The sequence below is a fragment of the Micromonospora sp. NPDC127501 genome, assembly GCF_040302185.1.
In the GTDB taxonomy this organism is placed as follows: domain Bacteria; phylum Actinomycetota; class Actinomycetes; order Mycobacteriales; family Micromonosporaceae; genus Micromonospora.
The window spans coordinates 68,786-93,141 of sequence record NZ_JBEORJ010000006.1; the positions used below are offsets into that span (position 1 = coordinate 68,786).

The window sequence follows — 24,356 nt, forward strand, 5'->3', positions numbered from 1 at the left end:
GCTAGAGCAGCCCCGCCAGTTCCAGGTGGGCGCGCACCCGGCTCGCCTCATCGGCGTCGAGCGGTCGCATCGGAAGTGACACGGCGTTGCTGTCGATGACGCCGAGCAGGGCCAGGGCCGTCTTGAACGCGCCCACGCCCCGGGTCGCCCCCGCCGCCGTCGCCGGGTCGGCCGCGTCGACGATCCGGAACAACCGGGTCAGCCGTTCCTGCTCCGCGCGGGCGGTGTCCCAGTCGCCACTCACGCACGCCCGGTGGAGCCGCACGTAGCCCTCCGGGTCCACGTTGCCCAACCCGGGGACGGAACCGGAGGCACCGGCGAGCATCATCGCGTCGACCACCACCTCGTGGCCGGTCAACAGGCTGAAGCCGGCGTCCGGGGCGTGTTCGGCGATGGACAGCACCAACTGGCGGAAGGAGACGTCGTCGCCGCTGGAGTCCTTGACGCCGGCCAGGACGCCCTCCGCGGCGAGCCGGCTCAGCAGACCCGGTGAGAGCTTGGTGTGCACACAGACCGGGATGTCGTACGCCAGCAGGGGCAGCTCGACCGAAGCGGCGAGCGACCGGAAGTGCCGCTCGACCTCGTGCGGGCCGACGATGGCGTAGAAGGGAGCGGTGGCCACCAGGCCGTCGACACCCAGGCGCGTCGACGCGTCGGCCCGGTCGAGGACCCGGCGCGTGGTCGGCTCGATGCAGCCCGCGATGACCGGCACCGTCCCGCCGACCGTCTTCACGACGGTTTCGAGTGCCTGGTCCCGCTGGCTGTCGGTGAGGAACACCGTCTCGCCGGAACTGCCGAGGGCGAAGATGCCGTCGACGCCGGCGGCGAGCATCCGCTCGACGAGTCGCTCAAGGGAGGCGACGTCGACCGCCCCCTCCTCGGTCAGGGGGGTGACGACCGGCGGCACGACTCCGGCGAACCGCGGGGCTGGGGTGGTCACGCTGTCTCCTCGACATCTAGGGGGGTGGTGCGGCCGGTCGCTGCTCTGGCGAGCTCGACCAGCTCCGTGTTGCTGGATCCGGCAGGAACGGGGTGGTAGCACCGGAACTCGTGGGCACCGCCGGCGCCCGACTGGATCGGCGGCATCTCGATGGCGCAGCCGTCGGTGGCCTTCCAGCACCGGGTGCGGAACGGGCATCCGGTGGGCGGCCTGGTGGCGAGCGGGACGGGGCCGACGAGCGGGATCGGGTCGAGCGGCGAGAGCAGACCCGGCGTGGCGGAGAAGAGCGCCCGGGTGTACGGGTGCTGCGCGACCTCGGGAAGCCCGGCGGCGGGTGTCTGCTCCACGATCCGGCCCAGGTACATGGTGACCACGCGGTCACTGATCCGCTTGACCGTCTGGATGTCGTGCGAGACGAAGACCATGGCCAGGTTCAGCCGCTCCTTGAGGTCCAGGAGCAGGTTGAGGATCTGCGCCCGCACCGACACGTCGAGGGCGCTGGTGGGCTCATCGGCGATGACCAGGCCCGGTTCCAGGGCCAGGGCACGCGCGATGGACACCCGCTGACGCTGACCGCCGGAGAGCTGGCTCGGCAGAACGTCGGCGACCGACCGGGGCAGCCCCACCAGGGCCATCAGCTCCCTGACCCGCTCCTCGCGCTCCGTGCGGGTGCCGCGGCGGTGCACGTCGAGCGGATCGCGCAGGATGTCGCGGACCGGCATGCGCCGGTTCAGCGACGTGGCCGGATCCTGGAAGATCATGCCGACCCCGGCGCCGATGTGCTGGCGTCGTTCCGACGAGTTCATCGACCAGACGTCCTTGCCGGAGAACGCGACAGTGCCGCTCGTCGGCTTCTGGAGACCCACCAGCACCTTGGCCATGGTGGACTTCCCGCAGCCGGACTCACCGACGACACCGATGGTCTCGCCGGAACGCACGGTCAGGTCCGCGCCGGTGAGGGCGTACACCCGCTCGCGGCCGAACATGCCGCCCCCACGGGTGCGGTGAACCACGTGCACGTCGCGCAGCTCGACGATCGAGTCGTGCGGGGCTGTCGCACTCATCGGGCCAGCTCCTCTTCCCTGATGGTGACGGCCGGGTGGTGACAGGCGTACCGGTGGCCGGCGTCGCCCTCCAGGCGGGGCGTCTCCTCCCGGCAGATCTCGGTCGCCATGGGGCAGCGGTCGGCGAACCGGCACCCCGGCGGGAAGTCGGCGGGCGACGGCACCACACCACGGATCTGGGTGAGCCGCTCCGCGCCGGCTTCGAGGGAGAGCACGGAACCGAGAAGTCCCCGGGCGTAGTGGTGCGCCGGCGCTCCGACCACGTCGGCGGTGACACCGCTCTCGACGATCTGCCCGCCGTACATCACCACGACGCGGTCCGCGACGTCGCTGACCAGCGCCAGGTCGTGGCTGACCAGGATCAGCGCGAAGCCCAGCTGGCCGCGCAGCCGCAGCAGCAGTTCCATGACCTGTGCCTGGACGGTGACGTCCAGCGCGGTGGTCGGCTCGTCGGCGATGATCAGGCGTGGGTCCCGGGACAGCGCCATGGCGATCACCACGCGCTGCCGCTGCCCACCGGAGAGCTCGTGCGGGTACGCGGACAGGGTGCGCCGCGGGTCAAGGCCGACGAGTTCCATCAGCTCCTCGGCGGACCGGGTGCCGCCACGGCTGATCATCTGGCCGAGCTGGGGGCCGATGCGCAGTGAGGGGTTCAGGGCCGACAGGGCGTCCTGGTAGACCATCGCGATCTCGCGCCCCATCAGGGCACGGCGTCGTTTGGTGCTCACCGTCAGCAGGTCGGTGCCCGCGAACCGGACCTCACCGCGAACCCGGGCACCCTGCGGCAGCAGGCCCATCACGGCGAGGGAGGTCAACGACTTACCCGAGCCGGACTCCCCCACCAGGCCGAGGACCTCGCCGGGGCGGACGTCGAAGGTCAGGTCGTCGACGATGTCGACTCCACGGTGGCGTCCCTCGAACCCGATCGACAGGTTCCGGACCTCCAGGACCGGCTCACCCTCGGGGAGCGGACGGGCCCGCTCGCGCAGCCGCTGCGCCGCCTCGGCCAGGCCGGGCAGTTGCACCATCTCACCGGAGCCGGGCTGCGCCTCCTCCTGCGCGTCGCCGACCTTCGTCGAGGTGGCCCGCCGCGCTGCCGGGGCGGCCCAGGCGTCGGACATCCCCTCGGAGAGCACGTTCAGGGCGAGCACGGTGAGCAGGATCAGCAGGCCGGGGAAGAACGTGGCCCACCAGCCACCGATCTGGACCATCTCCTTGCCGAAGGCGATGACCGAACCCCACGAGGACGCCGCCTCCTGGGGCGCCAGCCCGCCACCGATGAAGGAGAGGGACGCCTCGAACACGATCGAGTCGGCCACCATGACGGTGACGAAGACGAGGATCGGGGCAGCGCAGTTACGCAGGATGTGCCGCCAGAGGATGTGCGGTCGTCGGGCGCCGATGATCCGTTCGGCCGCGACGTAGTCCTCCCGGTACTGCGAGAGCACGTTGGCGCGGACGATACGCGCGATCGAGGGCACGAAGACGAAGCCGATCGCGACCACGAGGACCACGAGACTGTTCTTGCCGAACGAGATGATCAGCAGGGCGGAGAGCACGATGGCGGGGAATGCCATGACGACGTCGAGGCAGCGCATCACCACCTCGTCGATCGCGCTCCGGCTCGTCGCCGCGATCGCGCCGAGGATCGCACCGAACAGCAGGGCGATGCCGGCGGCGCCGAAACCGACGATCAGGGAACGCCGGGTGCCGGCCACCAGCCGGGAGAAGACGTCGCGTCCCAGTTTGTCCAGGCCGAACCAGTAGTCGCCGTTCGGGCCGGTCAGCGCCGGGCCGAGGCCGGCCTGCGCGGGGTCGTGCCGCAGGATCAGCGGCGCGAAGATGCCCACCACGACGATGAGCAGGACGAAGCTCAGGGCGATCCGGGCGGTGACGCTGAGCCGTTTGAAGGCGATGCCGGGCGCCGACAGTCGGGCGGTGAGTGTTCGACGCATCAGTGGGCTCCGCGCAGTCGAGGGTTGGCGAAGAGGTAGAGGATGTCGACCACCAGGTTCACGAAGACGAAGCAGATGGCGATCGTCAGCACGGTTCCCTGCGCGAGTGCGGTGTCGTTCTGCTGCACCGCGCTCATGATCTGGGTGCCCATGCCGGGCAGCGAGAAGATGGCCTCGATGACGACAGTGCCGCCCAGCAGGTAGCCGATCCGCAGGCCCAGCACGGTGAGCGGGTTGACCAGTGCGTTGCGCAGCACGTTGCGTCCGATCACCACGCGCGGTGGCAGCCCGGCGCCGATGGCGGTCCGGACGTAGTCCTTGTCGAGTTCCTCGACCATCGACGTCCGCACGATTCTGGCCAGCGTGCAGCCGACCGGCACGGCGAGAGCCAGCGCGGGCATGGCGAGGGACTGCAACCAGAGGGAGAGCGAGTCACCCGGGTTGACGTACCCGCCGGTCGGGAAGACGGGGCGGCGGACCGACAGCTCCTGGATGAGCAGGAGGGCCAGCCAGAACGACGGCATGGCGATACCGGCCATCGAGACGAACCGGATGACCTGGTCGGGCCAGCGGTCGCGGTACAGCGCCGCGGTGATGCCGAGGACCAACGCGATGACCAGCGCGCCGACGATGCCGAGGGCCGTCAGCTGGATCGTCAGCGGCAGCGCCATGGCGATCTTGTCAGCGACCGGAACGGACGGCGGGAAGGTCACGCCGAGATCGCCCCGGAGCAGGTCGCCCAGGAAGTGCAGGTACCGCAAGGGCAGCGGGTCGTCGAGCCCGTTGGCGGTCTTGAAAGCGGCCACCTGCTCGGGGGTCGCCTGATCGCCGAGGACGGACAACGCGGGATCGATCGGGGAGAACTGCATGATCACGAAGACGAAGATCGTGATGCCCAGCACCAGCGGTATCAGGGTCAGTAGTCGTCGCGCGACCAGGCTCAGAACGCTCAGCATGGTGTCTTTCTCTCGTCGAGGGCCGCCGGGACGTCCCGCCCAACCCCAAGGGACAGAGGGCTGGGCGGGACGCGGAGGGGCCAGGGTGGGGCCCCCGAGGCGGGCTCAGCCCTTTCGGCTGGAGCCCAGGAAGTACAGGCCGGTGGTCGCCGCACCCGAGAAGTCGGAGAGCTTCGCGGGGTCGTACGCGGTGACGACCTTGGTGTGCAGGATCGGGTACAGGGGAGCCTCGTCGGCCACCTTGTCCAGGGCCTGCTTCCACAGCGCCTTGCGGGCCGCCTCGTCGGAGGTCTGCGCTGCCTTGTCGAGCAGGTCGGCCATGGCCTTGCGGTCCGCTGCGTTCCAACGGTAACGCTGCCCCGGCCAGGTCTCGCCGTAGTAGAACCAGCGCATCAGCAGGTCGGTGTCGACGCCGAAGACGCTCGGGTCACCGGTGGCCATGAGCACCCGGAAGGTGTCCTTCGGAACGATGTCACCGTAGATGGCCGAGGACGGCACCGTGTTGAGCTTGGCGGTGACGCCGATCTTCTTCCACTGCTCGATGACCAGCGGCGCGACATCCTTCACGACCGAGTTGTCAGTGGTGTCGAGCTGGAACGACAGGTTCGTGACACCGGCCTCCTGAAGCAGGCTCTTGGCCTTCTCCAGGTTGTAGTCGTAGACGGTGGCGGCCTTCTGGTAGTCCTTGTTGCCCTCGTCCAGGTAGCTCGTCGCCGGGCTGCCGTAGCCGTTGAGGGCGGTCTTGATGACCTCGTCCTTGTTGATCGCGTAGTGCAGCGCCTGGCGCACCCGCTTGTCGTTGAACGGCGCCGCCGACGAGTTGAACATGAGGAAGACCTGGTTGAAGGCCTGCTTCACATCGACGGTGTACTTGTCCTTGAGCGAGTCGACGTTCAGGTACGGCACCGACTCGATGGCCTGGACACGACCGCCCTGCAGGTCCGACACCCGGGCCGAAGCCTCCGAGGTGGTGTTCCAGGTCATCGTCTCGACCTTGGCCGGACGCGGGCCGTTGTAGTTCGGGCTCTTGCTGAGCTTGACGCCCGACTCCTTGGACGCGCTGTCCAGCTTGAACGGGCCCGAGCCGATCGGTGCCGTGTCGAAGGCCTTCGAGGCCGCCGGGTCCGCGGTCTTCGCCTTCGGCAGGACCTTGATGACGGCGATCCGCTCGGAGAACAGGGCGAACGGGTACTTCAGCTTGAACTCGACAGTCGTCGCGTCCTTGGCCGTCACCGAGTCGATGAACGACACGAAACCCTGCATCAGCGGCGGGGCCTTGGGGTCGGCCGGCTTCAGCACGCGGGTGAAGGACCAGGCGACGTCCTCGGCGGTGACGGGCGTGCCGTCGGAGAACTTGGCGCCGTCACGCACCGCCACGGTGTAGGTGAGCCCGTCGGCGCTGGCCACCGGGTCTTCCTTGGCGAGGGCGCGGTAAGGTTCCCGGGTAACCGGGTCAAGATCGATCAGACCCTCGAAGATGTGCTGGTTGACCGCCGTCGCCACCGCCGACGAGGCGTTCCCCGGGTCGAACCCGCTAGAGAGGGTGAACGCGAGGGTGGTCTCGATCGACGTCTTCCCCCCGCTTCCCTCGACGGCGTTGGTCGAGGCCGGGCCGCCGCTGCAGGCGACCAGTCCGAGAGCGAGGGCCGCCGCGGTGGACGCGACGCCCAGCGCGCGGAGCCGGCGCGCGGGGAAGCGCCAAGTCCCCGATGACTTAACGGTGGTGCTCACGTAGCTGCCTCCATAGGCTCTTCATGCGCTCGCGTAACGCTCGCGCTGAGGGATTCGAAGATAAATGGGGTCTGACGTCAGACATCTGATGCCGATAGGGTGAGCGTGTCAGATCCGTGAACGAAGGGCAAGTGGCAGATGACGACCATTGACGCATCCCCGCTACGCGGTGCGGAGCGCCCAGGTCCGCGCCGGCAGGAGGTGGGGGCCAAGATCAAGGAGTACATCCTCCGCAACCGCCTCAAGCCGGGAGACATTCTGCCCACCGAGGCGGAACTGTGCGAGGCGGTGGGCGCGAGCCGCTCAAGCGTCCGCGAGGCCGTCAAGATCCTTTCCGCCCTCGACATCGTCGAGGTGCGGCACGGCCACGGCACCTTCGTCGGCCGCATGTCCCTCGCCGCCCTCGTGGAGGGTCTGACCTTCCGCGGCCTCCTCAGCGGTGAGGAGGACCATCACGTGCTGGGGCAGGTCGTCGACGTCCGGCAGACCCTCGAACAGGGGCTCGCGGCCCAGGTCATCGCCGTTCTCGACAGCGAGCACCAGGCCGCCCTCTCCGCGCTCGCCGACGAGATGGAGAGTCTGGCCGCCCAGGGCATGGACTTCCTCGACGTCGACCGGGCCTTCCACGTGAAGCTGCTGGAACCCCTCGGCAACGACCTGATCCTCCAGCTGACCGAGGCGTTCTGGCAGGTACAGGCCATCGTCGCCCCCACACTGCGTACCCAGCAGGAGGACCGGTTGATCACCGCCCAGCGGCATCGGGCGATCGTGCACGCGATCGCAGCCGGAAACGTGGAGGGCCTACAGGCTGCCATCGCCGAGCACTACGCGCCCATCCGGGCGAGCATCGCCCGCGTCGTACAGGCCTGACTCGCCACGATCACCCCCTACGGACTCCGGCAGAGGACCCGCGACCCACGCCATGTCGTCACCTGACTGGGTCGGCATGACGGCCAGGGGTGACCGCACTGGTCGTGCCGCTGACGGTTGAGCTGTTCGAAGAGTCGGACGGCGATGCCGGTCAGCGGCCACGGCCGGTCACCACGCCCGACACCCACCCGCTCGACGGCCATCGCCGTGCCGTCACCGCAACCCTCACACCGCCAGCTGGTAGACGCGCGCGGCGGTGGCTCCGAAGATCGCCTGGGAGGCTGCCTCGGTCAGCGGCGGCAACACCTGGTGCAGCGCGGCCCGGATCCGGCCGTAGCTACCCGCGAGCAGGCACACCGGCCAGTCGGAACCGAACATCAGGCGCTCCGGTCCGAATCGGACGATCGCCTCGCGGACGAACGGTCGCAGGTCGGCGGCGCGCCACGAGTCCCAGTCCGCCGCCGTCACCAGACCCGACACCTTGGCCGTGACGTTGGGCAGTTCGGCCAGCGCCGCGAGCGGTCCGCGCCACCGGTTGAACCCCTCCGCACCAGCCCGGATCTCCGGCTTGCCGAGATGGTCGAGAACGAAGCGCACGCCCGGCAGCGCTGCCGCGGCCCGGGCTGCGGCGGGCAGCTGGTCCACCCGAACGACCAGGTCGAAGGCCAGCCCGGCCGCCGCAACGACACGCAGGCCGTGACGCACGTCCGGACGGTCCAGGTAGTTCGGGTCCGGCTCGGCCTGGATCTGGGCGCGGACACCGACCACCCGTTCGCCACCGAAGCGCCGAAGGTGCCTGGTGATGCGGGCCGTCAACCCGGGACCGGTCAGGTCCGCCCACAGCACCACACCGGCGATCTGCGGCGCCTCGGCGGCCCACCGGAGCAGGTCGTCCGACTCCGCCTCGTCGCATCGCCCGCCCTCCACGAGGACGGAGTAGTCGACCTGGGCCGAACGTAGTTGCGCCTGCCACTGGGCCACTGTGAACGGGCGGCGGACCGACCGCATCCGGTCGTCGTCGAGCCAGGCGTAAGCGGGCGGATCTTCCCAGAGGTGATGGTGCGCATCGACGGTCAGCGCGCGGGCGCCGGATTGAGGCCGCACCCCACCTCCCACATACATCATATGTTTGCGGAGATCATAGCTCTGACATCAGATATCTAACATGAGTCGATGTCTAAATCAATACCCCGGATGAGCTGTTATTCCATGACCACACGCGACGACCCTCCGCCCAGGCGGCGTCACCAGGCTCTTACGTCCGCGCCATTGACAAAAATATACATCCCACGTTAACTCCCGTGGCATAGAGGAGGCCCTATGCCTGTCATCGGCGGTATCCAGACGATCCTGCGCGCCGCGAGCGCGGCCCTTCTTGTGGTCGCGTCCCTGACATCCGTGTCCACCAGCTTCGCCGCAGCCGAAGCCGCGGCCGACCCCGAACTCGCGCTCTGGTACGACGAACCGGCTGCCAACTGGGAGAGCAACGCGCTGCCGCTGGGCAACGGCGCGCTCGGCGCCATGGTCTTCGGCGGCATCCAGACCGAACGCCTCCAGCTCAACGAGAAGACACTGTGGACGGGCGGGCCTGGGACGGCCGGATACCACCACGGCAACTGGACGTCACCACGGCCCGGCGCCCTGGCCGGGGTGCAGGCGCAGATCGACCGGGACACCCGGATGGCACCCGGCGCGGTCGCCACCGCGCTCGGCCAGCCGGCGACCGGATTCGGCTCGTACCAGAACCTGGCCGACATGTACCTCGACATGTCCGGCACACCCACCACGGTGAGCGGCTACCGGCGCGAACTGGACCTCGCTGAGGCCACCGCCCGCGTCGGGTACGCCCACGGCGGGGTGACCTACCAGCGTGAGTACGTCGCCAGCTACCCCCGCAACGTGATCGTCGCCCGGCTGTCGGCCAGCCAGGCCGGGAAGATCTCCTTCGTCCTTCGCACCGTCTCGGCCCAGCCCGGCAGCACCGTCACGGTGGCGAACGGCCGGATCACCGTCCGAGGCACGCTGCCCGGCAACGGGCTGATCCACGAGACCCAGTACCGGGTGGTGACCACCGGCGGCAGCCGGACCGACGGCACCGACCGGATCACGGTCGCCGGCGCGGACTCGGCTCTCGTCGTGCTGTCCGCCGCGACGTCGTATGCCGACACCTACCCCACCTATCGCGGCGTCGACCCCCACACCCGGGTGACCCAGGCGGTCGACGGCGCGGCGAGCTCGACGTGGGCGGCGCTACGGGCGGCCCACCTGGCCGACTACCAGAAGCTCTTCGACCGCGTCCGGCTCGACGTGGGCGGGCAGATGCCGAACATCCCCACCGACGACCTGCGGTCGGCCTACACCGGTGCCGCCGGACGGGCCCAGGACCGCGCGCTGGAGTCGCTGTACTTCTCCTTCGGCCGGTACCTGCTCATCTCGTCGTCCCGCGGCGGCTCCCTGCCGGCCAACCTCCAGGGCATCTGGAACAACTCCAACAGCCCGCCCTGGCAGGCCGATTACCACACCAACGTCAACGTCCAGATGAACTACTGGCCGGCGGAGACCACCAATCTGTCCGAGACGGCCACGCCGCTGTTCGACTTCATCGACGCGCTGCGGGCGCCCGGCCGGGTCACCGCACAGAACATCTACGGTACGAGCGGCTGGGTCACGCACCTCAGCACCAACCCGTACGGCTTCACCGGCGTCCAGGACTGGGCCACCGCCTTCTGGTTCCCGGAGGCGGCCGCGTGGTTGTGCCAGCACCTCTACGAGCACTACCGCTTCACCCGTGACACGACGTTCCTCCGCGACCAGGCGTACCCGGCGATGAAGGAGGCCGCGGAGTTCTGGCGGGCCAACCTGCACGTCGATCCGCGCGACGGCAGGTTGGTCGTCTCGCCCAGCTACTCACCCGAGCAGGGTGACTTCTCGGCCGGCGCATCGATGAGCGAGCAGATCGTGTGGGACCTGCTCACGAACACCATCGAGGCGAGCGCCACGCTCGGCGTTGACGCCACCCTGCGCGGGCAGTGGCAGACCACGCTGAACAAGCTCGACCCCGGCCTGCGGGTCGGCTCCTGGGGTCAGTTGCAGGAGTGGAAGGCGGACTGGGACAGCCCGACCAACGACCACCGGCACGTCTCGCACCTGTACGCCCTGCACCCGGGGCGGCAGATATCACCGTCGACGACCCCCGCTCTCGCCAACGCCGCCCGCGTTTCGCTCACGGCGCGCGGCGACGGCGGCACCGGCTGGAGCAAGGCCTGGAAAATCAACTTCTGGGCTCGGCTGCTCGATGGCGACCACGCCCACAAGATGCTCAGCGAGCAGTTGAAGAGCAGCACCCTCGCCAACCTGTTCGACACCCACCCGCCGTTCCAGATCGACGGCAACTTCGGGGCCACCGCCGGAATGGCGGAGATGCTGCTACAGAGCCAGAATGCCGTCGTCGACGTGCTGCCCGCCGTGCCGGCGGCCTGGCCCACCGGCTCGGTCAGCGGTCTGCGGGCACGCGGCGACGTCACTGTGGACGCCGAGTGGCGCAATCGGCTGGCCACTCGGATCACGCTGACCGCCGGCAGCGGCGGTTCCCTCACCGTACGGAATCCGATGCTGGCCACCGCGTCGCTGGTGGACCTGACCAAGAACCAGGCCGTGCCGGTGAACCGCACAGGTGACCGGGTGACGTTCACGGCCGAAGCAGGGCACCGCTATCAGGCGGTCTCCGACGCCGCGACCGGCACGATCGCCGGGGTGGCCAGCGGTCGCTGTGTCGACGTACCCGGCGCCGCCACCACCGACGGCACCGCCCTCATCCTCTGGGACTGCACCGGAGCCACCAACCAGACCTGGACCCGCCAAGCCGACAACACCATCCGCAACCGCGGCAAATGCCTCGCCCCCGCCAGCACCACAGCCGGCGCCGCCGCCACCATCACCACCTGCGGCACCACCACCAACCAACGCTGGACCTACGACACCACCACCAGAACCCTGCGCAACCAGGCCACCGGCACCTGCCTCGACGCCAACGGCGGTGCCACCGCCAACAACACCAAACTCATCCTCTGGCCCTGCACCACCGCCACCAACCAGCAGTGGCTGATGTGACGCGGGCCCTCACCGCCGGCCGGCCGTACCCGTAGGTCACCCCACCTCCGCGCCGCCCCTCCCTGACCCGTTCCCGGAGAGGACATCCCCGTGACCCCCACCCCGCGCCGCCGCGCGCGCGCAAGCGGCGCCGCCCTGGCCGCCCTGATCATGCTCGCCACCTGCCTGGTCCAGCTCACCCCACCGGCGGCACCGGCCGCCGCGGCCCCAGGGGACGGCACGATCACGGGGGTGGCCAGCGGTCGCTGCGTCGACGTACCCGGCGCCGCCACCACCGACGGCACCGCCCTCATCCTCTGGGACTGCACCGGAGCCACCAACCAGACCTGGACCCGCCAAGCCGACAACACCATCCGCAACCGCGGCAAATGCCTCGCCCCCGCCAGCACCACAGCCGGCGCCGCCGCCACCATCACCACCTGCGGCACCACCACCAACCAACGCTGGACCTACGACACCACCACCAGAACCCTGCGCAACCAGGCCACCGGCACCTGCCTCGACGCCAACGGCGGTGCCACCGCCAACAACACCAAACTCATCCTCTGGCCCTGCACCACCGCCACCAACCAGCAGTGGCGCGTCGCCGCCGCCGGCTACCAACCACTGCTCGATGTCGGCTTCAGTGGCACGTTCACCTCCACCACCGGCTACACGCCGTCGACTGGTGAACTGGTCGACGGGCAGCTCACCCGACTGGCCGGCAGCGAGACGATCAGCGGTTCGGCCGTCACGCTCACCGGAGGTGGCACCGGCGTCGGGTTCTCCCCACGGATCCCGGTGACCAGCACGAAGTACGTCAACAAGAGTCTGCTGGCCGAGGCGGTCGTGCGTCGCCAGAGCGGTGCCACCCTCAGCTTCGACACGGTGCTCAGCCTCGCCGGCGGCGGCTACTACCGCTACGCCAGTGGCTCACAGAACACGACCGAGTTCGGCATGTACGGCCCGGACGCGCCCTACTACGACACCAGGCAGAGCGGGCCCAACCTGTCCGACACGCAGGACACCCACGTGGCGCTGGCCTACGAGTACGTCAGCGACTCCGCAGCCCGCCTCGTCGCCTACGTCAACGGCTGCCAGGTCGGGACCACAGTCACCACGCCGGTCGCCGCCGCCAACGCCTCGCAGGGCCTGCTGACCTTCGGCAACGACGCCGGCACGAGGAACCGCGGCTGGCACGGCACGGTGGACGCCATCGCACTCGCCTCGATGAGCGGTGCCGCCAGCCCGGCCGATTTCCAGCTCGACGCGCCGGTCTGCGGAGGCAATCCACCGCCCGCCGGCTGCGCGGGCAACCCCGGCACCAGCGGCCCGGTCACCCCGGCCAACGTCATCGCCGTCGACCCCTGCGACACCCTCGACCGGGTCCGGCAGAAGGCCGCCCAGGTCACCCCCACCGCCGGCCAGCTGGCCTGGCAGCAGCGCGAGCTGACCGCCTTCCTGCACTACGGCATGAACACCTTCACCGACGTCGAATGGGGCAGTGGGAACGAGGACCCGGCCCAGTTCAACCCGACGGTGGTCAACCCGACCCAGTGGATCGACGTGCTCAAGCGCAACGGGTTCAAGCAGGTCATCCTCACCGTCAAGCACCACGACGGGTTCCTGCTCTACCCGTCGCGGTACAGCACCCACTCGGTGCGCAGCACCCCCTGGTGGGGCCGGACAAGCCAGAGTGACATCCTGCGCGCCACCGTCAGCGCCGCCCGCGCCGCCGGACTCGCCGTCGGCTTCTACCTCTCCCCCGCCGACGGCGCGGAGATACCCGGCCGGCGTGGCGGCGACCGCTTCGGCAACGGCAGCGCCAAGCGGTCGGTGACCATCCCGACGCTCGTCGCCGGGGACACCCGCAACCCGACGCGGACGTACGCGTACAACGCCGACGACTACAACGCCTACTTCCTCAACCAGCTCTACGAACTGCTCACCGAGTACGGGCCGATGGCCGAGGTGTGGTTCGACGGTGCCAACCCGTACACCGCGTACCCGCAGCCGTACCAGGTCGATGACTGGTACCGGCTGATCCGGACCCTGCAACCCGACGCCACGATCGCGATCAACGGCCCGGACGTGCGCTGGATCGGCTCGGAGTCCGGGGCGTTCCGCGCCGACGAGTGGAGCGCACTGCCGTTCAAGGGCGCCGGCCCCGGCGCGTTGAACCGCGACGACGACATGCTCGGTGGTGCCGCGTCGGGCGACCTGGGTTCCAGCGCGCTGATCGGCCGCAACCTGGGGACGGTCACGTACCTGTCGTGGTATCCGGCCGAGGCGGACGTGTCGATCCGGCCCGGCTGGTTCTGGCACGCCGGCCAGAACGGCTCGGTCAAGCAGCCGGCCGCGCTGATGCAGCTCTACGAGAACGCTGTGGGTCGCAACGCCAATCTGCTGCTCAACGTCCCGCCGAACCGGGCCGGCGTGATCGACACGCCGGACGTCACCGCCCTCGACGGGTTCGGCACCGCCCAGCGCTCGCGGTACGGCCGGGAACTGTTCGCCACGGCGGGTGCGACCGGCACCCACGCCACCCTCACCGACGCGGCCCTCGCCACGTACTGGTCACCCTCGGGTGGTGCCACCACCGGCGCTGTCGAACTGACCGCCTGCCGGGCCCGCACGTTCGACCGGCTCCTGCTGCAGGAGTCGGTCGGCAACGGCCAGCGCATCGAGGTGTTCGCCGTGGACGCCTGGATCAACGGCGGCTGGCAACAGGTCGCCGCCGCCGGAACGGTCGGATACAAGCGGATCGTGCCGCTGACCGCCGCCGTGAACAGCGACCGGCTGCGGCTGCGGGTCACCGCCGCGCGCGGTGTCCCGCAGGTCGCGACGCTCACCGCGTACGCCACCGACAGCACCGCCAACCCGGCGTCCTGCTGACTTCCCAGCCCTTTCCCGAGAGGAGCGGTTCATGCGTCTTCGACGTATCAGCGTCACTGGAGCGGTGGGGGTCCTCGCCGCCGCACTGTTGACGGTGCCGGCCACACCGGCCTCGGCCGCACCGGGTGACCTGCAGGTGATCCCGGCGCTGAAGCAGTGGACGGCGGGCACCGGCAGTTACACCTTCGGCACCACGACCCGGATCGTGGTCGATCCCGCGTACACCGGCCAGCTCAACGACGACGCGGCCACCTTCGCCGCGGACCTGCGGGACCTGACCGGCCGCACCGTCCCGGTCACCACGGGAACCGCCGCCACCGGCGACATCCGGCTGACCCTGGGCGGCAGCCAACCCGCCGAGGGCTACACCATGACGGTCGGGTCGAGCATCACCATCCAGGGCTCGACCGACGCGGGCGCCTTCTACGGCACCCGGACGGTGCTGCAACTACTCAAGCAGTCCGCCACCGTGCCGGCCGGCACGACCACCGACGCCCCGACCAAGTCCGAACGCGGCATGATGGTCGACGTCGGTCGCAAGTACTTCACCGTCGACTGGCTCCGCAAGCACGTCAAGGAGCTCGCCTACCTGAAGATGAACCGGCTGCACCTGCACCTGTCCGACACGTTCGGATTCCGGTTGGAGAGCACCACCCACCCGGAGGTGGTGTCGGAGCAGTACTACACCAAACAGCAGATCCGCGACCTCATCGCCCTGGCGGCCCAGTACCACATCGAGGTCGTCCCCGAGATCGACATGCCCGGCCACATGAACGCGATCCTGGCCGACCACCCGGACCTGCAGCTCGCCGACACCAGCGGCAACCGCAACCCCTACTACCTCGACCTGTCCAAGCCGGGTGCCTACACCCTCACCCGGGACCTCATCACCGAGTTCCTGCCGCTGTTTCCCGGCCGGTACTGGCACATCGGCGCGGACGAGTACGTCGGGAACTACGCCGCCTACCCGCAGCTTCTGACGTACGCCCGCGCGACATACGGGCCGAACGCCATCGCGAAGGACATCTACTACGGCTTCATCAACTGGGCCAACGACATCGTCCGAGCCGGCGGCAAGACCACCCGCATGTGGAACGACGGCATCGGCACCGACGGCACCATCCGGCCGGCGTCCAACATCCACGTCGAGGTCTGGTACAACTACGGCATCACCCCGCAGGCCCTGCTGGACCGGGGGCACGCCATCTCCAACCAGGCGTGGGATCCGACCTACTACGTTCCCGCCATCAGCAAGCCGAACGTGACGTGGGCGTACGAGACGTGGACCCCGGACCGGTTCCAGGGCAACAACACCATCGGCGATCCGTCCCGCAACCTGGGCACGATGCTGCACATCTGGTGTGACTACCCGGACGCGGAGACCGAGGACCAGATCGCGGCGGGCATCCGGACCATCCTGCGGGTGATCGCCCAGCAGACCTGGGGGTCACCGAAGCCGGTCACCACGTACACCTCCTTCGGCGCGATCATCGACCGGATCGGCCGGGCTCCCGGCGGCCCGGCGGTGGCGACCGGCAACCTGGCGACCAACCGCCCGGTGACCGCGTCGTCGACCGAGACGGCCAGCTTCCCGGCCTCGGCGGCGGTGGACGGCGACATCAGCACGCGCTGGTCCTCGGCCTACACCGACCCGAGCTGGATCCAGGTCGACCTCGGCAGCAGTCAGGAACTCTCCCGGGTCGCACTGCGCTGGGAGGCCGCCTACGCGCGGGCGTACCAGATCCAGACCTCCACCAACGGCACCACCTGGACCACCGCCGCGACAGTCACCGCCGGGGACGGCGGCACCGACGAACACCTCCTCAACACGACCGCCCGGTACGTGCGCATGCAGGGCACGGCAAGGGCCACCACCTTCGGTTACTCGCTCTGGGAGTTCGAGGTCTACGGCCCGAGGAAGGGCATCATCACGGGCGCAGCCAGCGGCCGCTGCGTCGACATTCCCGGGAGCAACACCACCGACGGCACCGCCGTCAACCTCTGGGACTGCAACAGCGGCGCCAACCAGACGTGGACCCACCGCAACGACGGCGCCCTCACCGCGCTCGGCAAGTGCCTCGGGCCGGCGAACGGCAGCCTCACCGACGGCACCGCGATCGTGATCAGTGCCTGCACCACCGCCACGACCCAGCGGTGGACGTACGACGCGGCCTCGGGCAGCTACCGCACCGGCGGAAAGTGCCTCGACGCCAACGGCGGCGCGACCGCCAACGGCACCCGCCTCATCCTCTGGTCCTGCACCAGTGGCGCCAACCAGCGCTGGAGCACCCCTACCGCCTGAACCACAGATGGAGGCACGATGCAGCACGCCATCCCCCCGCCATCCCCATCGGCAGCACGGCCACGGCGACGCGTCGTGCCCACCATCGTTCTGGCCCTGATCGCCGGTGCCGTCGCCACGGTCGGGGGCCATCCGGCCCCGGCCGGGGCGGCGGTCCCGGTGGATCCGACCTACACCGACGCCGCCGGCCTGGTCTTCCCCGGCGTCCAGCCGGGGGCGGCGACGGCGTCGCGGTCCGGCAGCAGCTTCACCCTGGCCAACGCGGCGCTGTCGACCACCTGGAGCCTGCTCGGCAGCACCGTGTCGCTGACCCGGTTCGACAACCGGGCGGCGAACGCCACAGTGCCGATGAGCCTGCGTGGGCTCTTCACCCTCACCCTGGCCGACGGCAGCACCATCACGACAGCGAACACGACGGTCTCCGCCGCCCCGGTGGTCAGCGACCTGCCGGCGAACCCGGCGTCGGCACGGTTGGCGGAACGTTTCGCCGGCAAGGCGGTGACCACCACCTTCCGGTACGGCGGCGGCGCGCGGACCCTCGACGTGCAGTGGCAGGTACGGCTGCGCGGCGGCGCCAACTCCGTGCAGCACAGCTTCACGGTGCGCTCGGTGGCCGGCACGTTCGACGTGACCTCCCTGCGCCTCGTGGAACTCGGACTGGCGAACGCACGGGTGCTCGGCAGCGACGACGGCAGCCCGGTGGTGTACGGCACGACCGGCAGCGAGACGGTGTTCGTCGGCATCGAGAACCCGATGGCGAAGGCGACAGTGACCGGGTCGGCGGTCGACATCGCGGTGCCGCGCGCCGGGGACCTCACCGTCGGCACATCGTGGGTGTACACGGCATCCACCGGTGTGTCGCCGGCCGGGCAGCTGCGCCGCTCGTTCCAGTACTACCTGCAACGCGAACGGGCTCACGACCGCCGGACGTTCCTGCACTACCAGAGCTGGCTGGACCTCAAGCCACCCGGCGAGGTCATCAACAGCGCCGAGCTGACAAGGGCCATCAACCTGTTCGGCACCCAGCTGCGCAACCGCGGCGCCACCATCGACAGCTTCTGGGTCGACGACGGCTGGGACTACCTACGGACACCTCAGGTCGACGAGACGAATCTGAACGTCTGGTCCTTCGACCCGACCCAGTTCCCCACCGGCTTCGCACCGCAGAAGGCCGCCGCCGCGCAGTACGGCGCGTCGATGTCGGTGTGGATGTCACCGTTCGGCGGGTACGGCACCAGCGCCGCCACCCGCCAGGCCATCAACGCGAGCAAGCCGGCCGACCAGCGGCTGGAGACCCACAGCGGGGGTCAGTTCAAACTCGGTGCAAGCCGCTACTACGACCGGTTCCGGTCGGTCGCGTTCGACATGATGGACAACCAGGGCGTACGCGGCTTCAAGCTCGACGGCATCGGCGGTGGGCTCTACCAGTCCGGCCCGAACGCGAACTACATCGCCGACTACGAGGCACTGCTCGGGCTGACGGGGGATCTGCGGGCGCACCAGAAGGACGTGTTCGTCAACGCCACCGTCGGCACCTGGGGATCGCCGTACTGGTTGTGGTACACCGACTCGATCTGGCGCGACGGGCACGACGCGGGCCTGGTCGGCGCCGGCAGCGCCGAGCAGCGCTACGTCAACTACCGCGACTCGGAGACGTTCCGCAACAACACCACGCAGAACCCGCTGTTCCCGATCCCGAGCCTGATGAACCACGGGGTCATCTTCTCCGACCGCACACCACAGTTCACCGCCGACTACGACCTGACCAAGGCCAGCGTGCAGGCGGAGGTGTCGCAGGACATCCGTGCCTACTTCGCGCTCGGTCTGAGTCTTCAGGAGCTGTATGTGCGCAACACGCTCGTCGACGCCAGCAGGCCGGGCGCGGCCTGGTTCTGGGACACCGTGGCGGCCAACGCCAGGTGGGCCCGCGCCAATCAGGGACTGCTCAGCGACGTGCACTGGGTCGGCGGTGACCCGGCGGTGGGTGCCGTCTACGGCACGGCCGCCTGGAACTCCTCGGCCGGGGCGTCCAAAGGCATGCTGATGCTGCGTAACCCGTCGGCGTCCGCGCAGAGCTTCACTGTCAACCCGCAGACGGTCTTCGAGCTGCCCGGCGGGACCCACCAGCGGTACAAGTTCACCGAGCGCGACGGGCGCCGGTCCGGCTTCGTGTCGGGTCCTGCCGCACCGGTGACCATCACGCTGGCGCCGTTCGAGGTCGCCGTCTTCCAGGCCACGCCGACGGACGAGGCGATCGGCGGCGGAGACAGCCCACAGCTGTCGCGCGCCCGCTGGACCGCGACGGCGGACAGCGTCGAGACCGTCGGCGAGAACGGCGCCGCCGCCAACGCCATCGACGGCAACCCCACCACCATCTGGCACACCCGCTACGCCGGCGGCGTCGCCGCCATGCCGCACCAGATCACCATCGACCTGGGCGGCACCTTCCGCATCGACAGACTCGACTACCTACCCCGACAGGACGGCGGCACCAACGGCACCATCGCCGACTACCAGATCCAGACCAGTACCGACGGCACCACCTGGACACAGATCGCCGCCGGTACCTTCGGCTCCGGCAGCACCCTGAAGTCGGTCGTCTTCGCGTCCACCACGGCCCGGCACGTCCGCCTGCGCACCACCCGCGCGGCGAACGGCGCCGGGTACGCCTCCGCCGCCGAGATCAACCTGTACGGGTCGACGGCCTGATCGGTCCCTGCCGTTCCGGGGCGATGCTGGTGTGCCCCGGAACGGCAGGATCGACGGCGATCCCGCCCTACCGGGCGAGAACGTGGGCGAGGACCGCCACGCCGCCGGTCACGACCAGCGCGCTGCCGGCGGCCAGCAACGCGGCACCCTCCGGCTGACCCGGGTGGGTGGGCAGTCGGACGGTCCGATACCGACGCCGCGCCAGGACGGCCACCGCGACGGCGAGTGGAGCGCAGGCCAGCACGAGCCCCGCCGCGAACGGATGACGCGGCACCAGTTCCCGTCCGACGGCCACCAGCACGGTGGCCGTCGCCAACGCCGTACGAAGCCACGCCAGCAGGGTGCGTTCGGCCTGCGCTCCCCGGTCGGCGAGCCACGGCGGCTGCGTCACATCAGCACCACGACATCAGATCAGCACCACGACGACGATGGTCACGCCGGCCGCGACCACCCCCACCGCCGACACAACGGCGACGGGGGTGGACGGCAACGGCAGTTGGAGCCGCAGCGCCCGTTCGTTGCGGCTCCAACGAGGGAACGCCTCGACGGCCACCCCGACGGCGAGCACCGCCAGCACGGCCGCCGCCCACTGCGAGCCTTCCGTGCCGAATGCCTTCACCGCCGCCGCGGCCACCATGAGACCCAGCGCGGTCCGCAGCCACGCGAGGAAGGTGCGCTCGTTGGCGAGGGTGAACCGCGGGTCCGGTTCCGTGCCCACCCCGTAGACGCGGTGTGGCCAGCGGCGGTCGGCTGGTCGGCCCCGACCGGCCGGCGCGGGAGGTACCTCGTCCGTCACCCGCTGACCGGCGCCGGGGGCTGCCACGGGGCGTCACCGCACTCCCGCTGGACGCGGGCGAGTTCCTCGACGAGCGCCGCCCTGATCCGCGCGTAGGCCGGGTCGTCGTAGACGCTGCGCATCTCCCACGGGTCGGCGCGCAGGTCGAACAGCTCCCACTCCGGCTCCTGCGCCGTGGCGGAGGTGCCGGGCAGACCCAGCCCGTCGGCGTAGTAGTAGACCAGTTTGTGGTCGTGGGTGCGTACGCCGTAGTGCGCCCACACGTGGTGCTCGTCGTCGTCGTGTTCCCAGTAGCGGTAGTACACCGACTGCCGCCAGTCGTCGACGTCCTCGCCGCGCAGGAGTGGTCGCAGTGAACGTCCCTGCATGCGGGGGTCGGCCGGTACGTCGGCGTAGTCGAGGAACGTCTGGGCGAAGTCGACGTTCATGGCGAGCGCCCCGGTGGTGGAGCCGGCCGGGATCTCTGCCGGGTAGCGGATCAGGAACGGCATCCGCAGTGACTCCTCGTACATGAACCGCTTGTCGTACCAGCCGTGGTCACCGAGGAAGAAGCCCTGGTCGGACGTGTAGACGACGATGGTGTCGTCGGTCAGCCCGTGCTCGTCGAGATAGTCGAGCAGGCGGCCGACGTTGTCGTCGACGCTGGCGACGCAGCGCAGATAGTCCTTGATGTAGCGCTGGTAGGTCCAGAGAGCGGCCTCGTCGGGGTCCAGGTGTGGTGGCAGCATCTCCTTGATGTCGTTGGCGGTCAGGTCCCGATCCACCCGCATCCGGGCGGCTCGGGCGGCGGCGGCGTGCCCCGAGTGGTCGTCGTCGAACGAGCCCGGCACGGCCACGTCGTCGACGTACATGTCGCGGTGCTTTTCGTCGGGTTCCCAGTTGCGGTGTGGCGCCTTGTGGTGCACCAGCAGGCAGAAGGGCCGCTGCGGGTCGCGCTGGTCGAGCCAGTCGACGGCCAGGTCGGTGATGATGTTCGTGCAGTAGCCGGGGCGGACGTGCTCGGTGCCGTCCATACCGATGAAGACGGGATCGCGGTAACGACCCTGGCCGGGTACGACCTCCCAGTAGTCGAACCCCCGGGGGTCGTGCTCCGGGCCGTGCCCGAGGTGCCACTTACCGACCAGGGCCGTCTGGTAGCCCGCGCGGCGCAGCAACTCCGGGAAGACGAGCTGTCGGTTGTCGAACTCGGTCGACAACGTCTGCACGCCGTTGACGTGGTTGTAGGTCCCGGTGAGGATGGTGGCCCGGCTGGGCGCGCACAGCGAGTTGGTGCAGAAGCAGTTCTCCAGGAGAGCACCGCCCGCCGCGATACGGTCGATGTGTGGCGTCTCGTTGACCTTGCTTCCGTAGGCGCCCACCGCGTGCGCGGCGTGGTCGTCGGCCATGATGAAGACGATGTTGGGCCGCACGTGCTGGTCCTCTCTCACGCGACTCGACTCAGGACGCGTACGCGGCGGCGTCGTAGTAGGTGCTCGGGTCGACCGCGTTCGGCAGCTTCCCGAGGTCCTTGAAGAGCCCGTTGAGACCGGTCAGCCAACCCGCGACGGTGCCGTCGGTGGACTTGGCGGCGAGCTCCGCCGACGGCAGGAACCGGGCGTTGGCGGCTTCGGCGCGCAGTTGGTCGATCGGGGCCGACTTGAGGAATTTCGCGGTGACCTCGACAGCGCGGTCCAGGTTGGCCGCTCGCTCGTCGTTGGCGACACGCAGCACCGCGAGCACCTTCTTCACCAGGTCCGGCTTGCCCGTCACCACGTCGTTGCGGCCCACGTAGGCGGACGGGAAGCTGATGGCCGGGTAGAAGTCGTCGTTCTTGGCCAGCTCGGTCAGCTTCGGCACCCGCTTGCTGATGGTGCCGATGAGCGGGTACCAGATGCCGGCCGCGTCGATCTGGCCCGACCCGAACGCGGTGACGACGGTGCTCGGGTCCATCGTGACCTTCTTGACGTCGTCGATGGAGAGGCCGGCGCGCCGCAGGGCCAGCCGCACGATCATGTCGCCGGAGGTGCCTTCCGGCACGCCGACCCTCTTACCCTTGAGCGCGGCCATGGAGGTGATGCCCGGCTGGGCGATGACCCGGTCGGCGAAACCGAGCGAGTTGATGGCGATGACCCGGGCCTTGCCGGAGGCCGGCAACCACATCGCGCCCGGGCCTAGGTAGCCGAAGTCCAGATCCCCCGCGCCGAGCGCCTGCACCTGGAGGGGGCCGTTGGTGAAGACCTTGAGGTCAGGCTTGAGCCCGTGTTGGGCCCACAGCTTCTTGTCGTCGGCGATCGCCATCAGGCTCGCGCCGGTGAAGTCGGCGATGTAGCCGAGCTTCACCGGTTCGGTGGCGGAGCCGCCGGCTCCGGACTGGTCGTCGTCGCCGCAGGCGGCGAGGGCCGCGGTGGCGCCGAGGCCGACGAGGCCGGTCAGCATGGCACGACGGGAGAGAGCGCTCATCGGGATGCACCTTCCTGGGGGGTCTGGTGGTAGACAGCGCGCCAGACCCGATTGCGGATCCGGGAGAATTCCGGGGAGAGGCGAACGGCTTCGGTGCGTGGGTACGGCAGGTCGACGTCGATGACCTCGTGCACCCGGCCCGGCCGGGCAGCCATGACGACGACCCGGTTGGCGAGGTAGACGGCCTCGTCGACGTCGTGGGTGATGAACATGACGGTGCGTCGCTCGGAACCCCAGGTGGCCAGCAGCTGATCCTGCATCTGCACCCGGGTGAGGGCGTCCAGGGCGCCGAAGGGTTCGTCCATGAGCAGGACGCCGGGGTCCACGGCGTACGCGCGGGCGATGGCGCACCGCTGCCGCATCCCGCCGGACAGCATCCGGGGCAGCGCGTCCGCGAAGTCGGTGAGGCCCACCAGGTCGATGAAGTGCTGCGCCCGTCGTCGCCGCTCAGCCCGCCCGACCTTGGCGATCTGGAGACCGAACTCGACGTTCTGGCGCACGGTCAGCCAGGGGAACAGTGCGTACTGCTGAAAGATGACGCCACGTTCCGGGCCGGGTCCACGCACCGGTCGCGAGTCGACGAGCACCTCACCGCCGGTGGGTTCGACCAGGCCGGCCGCGATGTTCAGCAGGGTCGACTTGCCGCAGCCGGACGGGCCGACCACTGTGACGAACTCGCAGTCGGCGATGTCCAGGTCGACGTCCCGCAGCGCGTGGAACGGTTTGCCGCCCACCTCGAACGTGCGGCTGGTGGAGCGGAAGGAGATCTTCTCGGTCATCGGCGTTCCTGCCATCCGGTGAGGCGCTTCTCCGCGCTGAGCAGGAGCCGGTCCATGATCAGGCCGAGCACGCCGATGGTGATCAGGCCGACGAAGATGCTTGGCAGGTCGTAGTAGATCTGCGCCTGCTGCATGCGGTAGCCGAGGCCCTCCTGCGCGGCGATCAGCTCGGCGGCCACCAGGGTCGCCCACGCCGCGCCGAGGCCGACGCGCATGCCGACCAGGATGAACGGGGTGGACGCGGGGACGATGACCCGGCGGAACACCACGGCGTCGTTGGCGCCGAGCACCCGGGCTGCGTTGATCATGGTGCGTTCGACGCTCACCACGCCCTGGAACGTCGACACGACGCAGGACAGGAACGCGGCCAGGAAGATGACGAAGATCTTCGGCGTCTCCCCGATGCCCATGAGCAGGATGGCCAACGGGATGACGGCCAGGGGCGGGATCGTGCGGAAGAACTGCACGTAGGGCTCGATCAGGCCACGTGCCGTCCGGTACCACCCCATCAGGAAGCCGACCGGAATCGCGAGGGCGGTGCCGAGCGCGAATCCGATGAGCACCCGGCGCAGGCTGGCGAGGCTGTCGTCGAGCAGGGTGCCGTCCATGGCGAGTTCACCGGCGCGGACGGCGACCGCCTGCGGCCCGGGAAGGCCGGACACCCCGACCCGGGCGAGCACGATCCAGATACCGATGCCGAGCACGACGGCGATCACGTTCCACGCCAGCAGCGGTACGGCGCGGCGTGGTGGCGACGCCGCGCGGGTGGTTTCCGGCCCGCGGGTCCGGGGCGGCTGAACGTCTATCGGCACGGTGACCCTCCGTAGCCCA

General features: G+C 69.6%; 17 protein-coding genes. 5 read left to right on the top strand and 12 right to left on the bottom strand.

Going from position 1 to position 24,356, the window contains the following annotated elements; genetic code table 11:
- Position 1 precedes the first annotated feature (1 nt).
- The 5 genes from ABTW72_RS15545 to ABTW72_RS15565 form a co-directional block, all read right to left on the bottom strand.
- The gene (locus ABTW72_RS15545; protein ID WP_350859155.1) at positions 2-940 is read right to left on the bottom strand and encodes a dihydrodipicolinate synthase family protein; all 939 of its coding nucleotides are present in this window, start codon (positions 938-940) and stop codon (positions 2-4) included.
- Positions 937-2,004, bottom strand: a complete 1,068-nt coding sequence (locus tag ABTW72_RS15550; protein ID WP_350859158.1) for an oligopeptide/dipeptide ABC transporter ATP-binding protein — start codon at positions 2,002-2,004, stop codon at positions 937-939. The genes ABTW72_RS15545 and ABTW72_RS15550 overlap by 4 nt, the downstream gene beginning before the upstream one ends.
- The gene (locus ABTW72_RS15555; protein WP_350859160.1) at positions 2,001-3,959 is read right to left on the bottom strand and encodes a dipeptide/oligopeptide/nickel ABC transporter permease/ATP-binding protein; all 1,959 of its coding nucleotides are present in this window, start codon (positions 3,957-3,959) and stop codon (positions 2,001-2,003) included. Before ABTW72_RS15555 ends, ABTW72_RS15550 begins: the two co-directional genes overlap by 4 nt.
- The gene (locus ABTW72_RS15560; RefSeq protein ID WP_350859163.1) at positions 3,959-4,915 is read right to left on the bottom strand and encodes an ABC transporter permease; all 957 of its coding nucleotides are present in this window, start codon (positions 4,913-4,915) and stop codon (positions 3,959-3,961) included. Before ABTW72_RS15560 ends, ABTW72_RS15555 begins: the two co-directional genes overlap by 1 nt.
- A 105-nt stretch (positions 4,916-5,020) precedes the next feature.
- Positions 5,021-6,646, bottom strand: coding sequence for an ABC transporter substrate-binding protein (locus ABTW72_RS15565; RefSeq protein ID WP_350859166.1), 1,626 nt, complete (start codon positions 6,644-6,646; stop codon positions 5,021-5,023).
- Between the two features lie 138 nt (positions 6,647-6,784).
- On the opposite strand from ABTW72_RS15565, the gene ABTW72_RS15570 reads away from it, so the two are divergent.
- Positions 6,785-7,516, top strand: a complete 732-nt coding sequence (locus tag ABTW72_RS15570) for a FadR/GntR family transcriptional regulator (RefSeq protein ID WP_350859169.1) — start codon at positions 6,785-6,787, stop codon at positions 7,514-7,516.
- Positions 7,517-7,741: 225 nt separating this feature from the next.
- On the opposite strand, the gene ABTW72_RS15575 is transcribed toward ABTW72_RS15570, so the two are convergent.
- Complete coding sequence (locus ABTW72_RS15575; RefSeq protein ID WP_350859172.1) at positions 7,742-8,620, bottom strand: amidohydrolase family protein; 879 nt, start codon at positions 8,618-8,620, stop codon at positions 7,742-7,744.
- A gap of 216 nt (positions 8,621-8,836) precedes the next feature.
- On the opposite strand from ABTW72_RS15575, the gene ABTW72_RS15580 reads away from it, so the two are divergent.
- From ABTW72_RS15580 to ABTW72_RS15595, 4 genes are all read left to right on the top strand, one after another.
- Entirely contained in the window at positions 8,837-11,626 is a 2,790-nt protein-coding gene (locus ABTW72_RS15580) for a glycosyl hydrolase family 95 catalytic domain-containing protein (protein WP_350859175.1), read from the top strand.
- A 90-nt stretch (positions 11,627-11,716) separates the two neighbouring features.
- Positions 11,717-14,500, top strand: coding sequence for an alpha-L-fucosidase (locus ABTW72_RS15585; protein ID WP_350859178.1), 2,784 nt, complete (start codon positions 11,717-11,719; stop codon positions 14,498-14,500).
- Between the two features lie 31 nt (positions 14,501-14,531).
- Entirely contained in the window at positions 14,532-16,802 is a 2,271-nt protein-coding gene (locus ABTW72_RS15590) for a family 20 glycosylhydrolase (RefSeq protein WP_350859181.1), read from the top strand.
- Positions 16,803-16,877: 75 nt separating this feature from the next.
- Complete coding sequence (locus tag ABTW72_RS15595) at positions 16,878-19,511, top strand: discoidin domain-containing protein (protein WP_350859183.1); 2,634 nt, start codon at positions 16,878-16,880, stop codon at positions 19,509-19,511.
- 67 nt (positions 19,512-19,578) lie between these two features.
- On the opposite strand, the gene ABTW72_RS15600 is transcribed toward ABTW72_RS15595, so the two are convergent.
- The 6 genes from ABTW72_RS15600 to ABTW72_RS15625 all read right to left on the bottom strand — a co-directional run bounded on the left by ABTW72_RS15600 (position 19,579) and on the right by ABTW72_RS15625 (position 24,337).
- Positions 19,579-19,902, bottom strand: a complete 324-nt coding sequence (locus ABTW72_RS15600) for a DUF202 domain-containing protein (protein ID WP_350859186.1) — start codon at positions 19,900-19,902, stop codon at positions 19,579-19,581.
- Between the two features lie 15 nt (positions 19,903-19,917).
- Positions 19,918-20,229 carry a YidH family protein gene (locus ABTW72_RS15605; RefSeq protein ID WP_350859189.1) on the bottom strand — a complete coding sequence of 104 codons (312 nt, stop codon included), beginning with the start codon at positions 20,227-20,229 and terminating at the stop codon, positions 19,918-19,920.
- 74 nt (positions 20,230-20,303) lie between these two features.
- Positions 20,304-21,716 (bottom strand): sulfatase family protein, encoded by a 1,413-nt coding sequence (locus tag ABTW72_RS15610; protein ID WP_350859191.1) that lies wholly within the window; start codon positions 21,714-21,716, stop codon positions 20,304-20,306.
- Between the two features lie 28 nt (positions 21,717-21,744).
- Positions 21,745-22,746, bottom strand: coding sequence for an aliphatic sulfonate ABC transporter substrate-binding protein (locus ABTW72_RS15615; RefSeq protein ID WP_350859194.1), 1,002 nt, complete (start codon positions 22,744-22,746; stop codon positions 21,745-21,747).
- A complete protein-coding gene (locus ABTW72_RS15620; protein ID WP_350859197.1) occupies positions 22,743-23,525 on the bottom strand; it encodes an ABC transporter ATP-binding protein in 783 nt (260 codons plus the stop codon). Before ABTW72_RS15620 ends, ABTW72_RS15615 begins: the two co-directional genes overlap by 4 nt.
- Positions 23,522-24,337: an ABC transporter permease gene (locus ABTW72_RS15625; protein WP_350859199.1), complete on the bottom strand. Its 816-nt coding sequence runs from the start codon at positions 24,335-24,337 to the stop codon at positions 23,522-23,524. Before ABTW72_RS15625 ends, ABTW72_RS15620 begins: the two co-directional genes overlap by 4 nt.
- Positions 24,338-24,356 lie beyond the last annotated feature (19 nt).

Coding starts and splice junctions, on each gene's coding strand:
- ABTW72_RS15570 (WP_350859169.1), top strand. CDS start 6,785: ATGACGACCATTGACGCATCCCCGCTACGCGGTGCGGAGCGCCCAGGT.
- ABTW72_RS15555 (WP_350859160.1), bottom strand. CDS start 3,959: ATGCGTCGAACACTCACCGCCCGACTGTCGGCGCCCGGCATCGCCTTC.
- ABTW72_RS15615 (WP_350859194.1), bottom strand. CDS start 22,746: ATGAGCGCTCTCTCCCGTCGTGCCATGCTGACCGGCCTCGTCGGCCTC.
- ABTW72_RS15580 (WP_350859175.1), top strand. CDS start 8,837: ATGCCTGTCATCGGCGGTATCCAGACGATCCTGCGCGCCGCGAGCGCG.
- ABTW72_RS15550 (WP_350859158.1), bottom strand. CDS start 2,004: ATGAGTGCGACAGCCCCGCACGACTCGATCGTCGAGCTGCGCGACGTG.
- ABTW72_RS15620 (WP_350859197.1), bottom strand. CDS start 23,525: ATGACCGAGAAGATCTCCTTCCGCTCCACCAGCCGCACGTTCGAGGTG.
- ABTW72_RS15590 (WP_350859181.1), top strand. CDS start 14,532: ATGCGTCTTCGACGTATCAGCGTCACTGGAGCGGTGGGGGTCCTCGCC.
- ABTW72_RS15560 (WP_350859163.1), bottom strand. CDS start 4,915: ATGCTGAGCGTTCTGAGCCTGGTCGCGCGACGACTACTGACCCTGATA.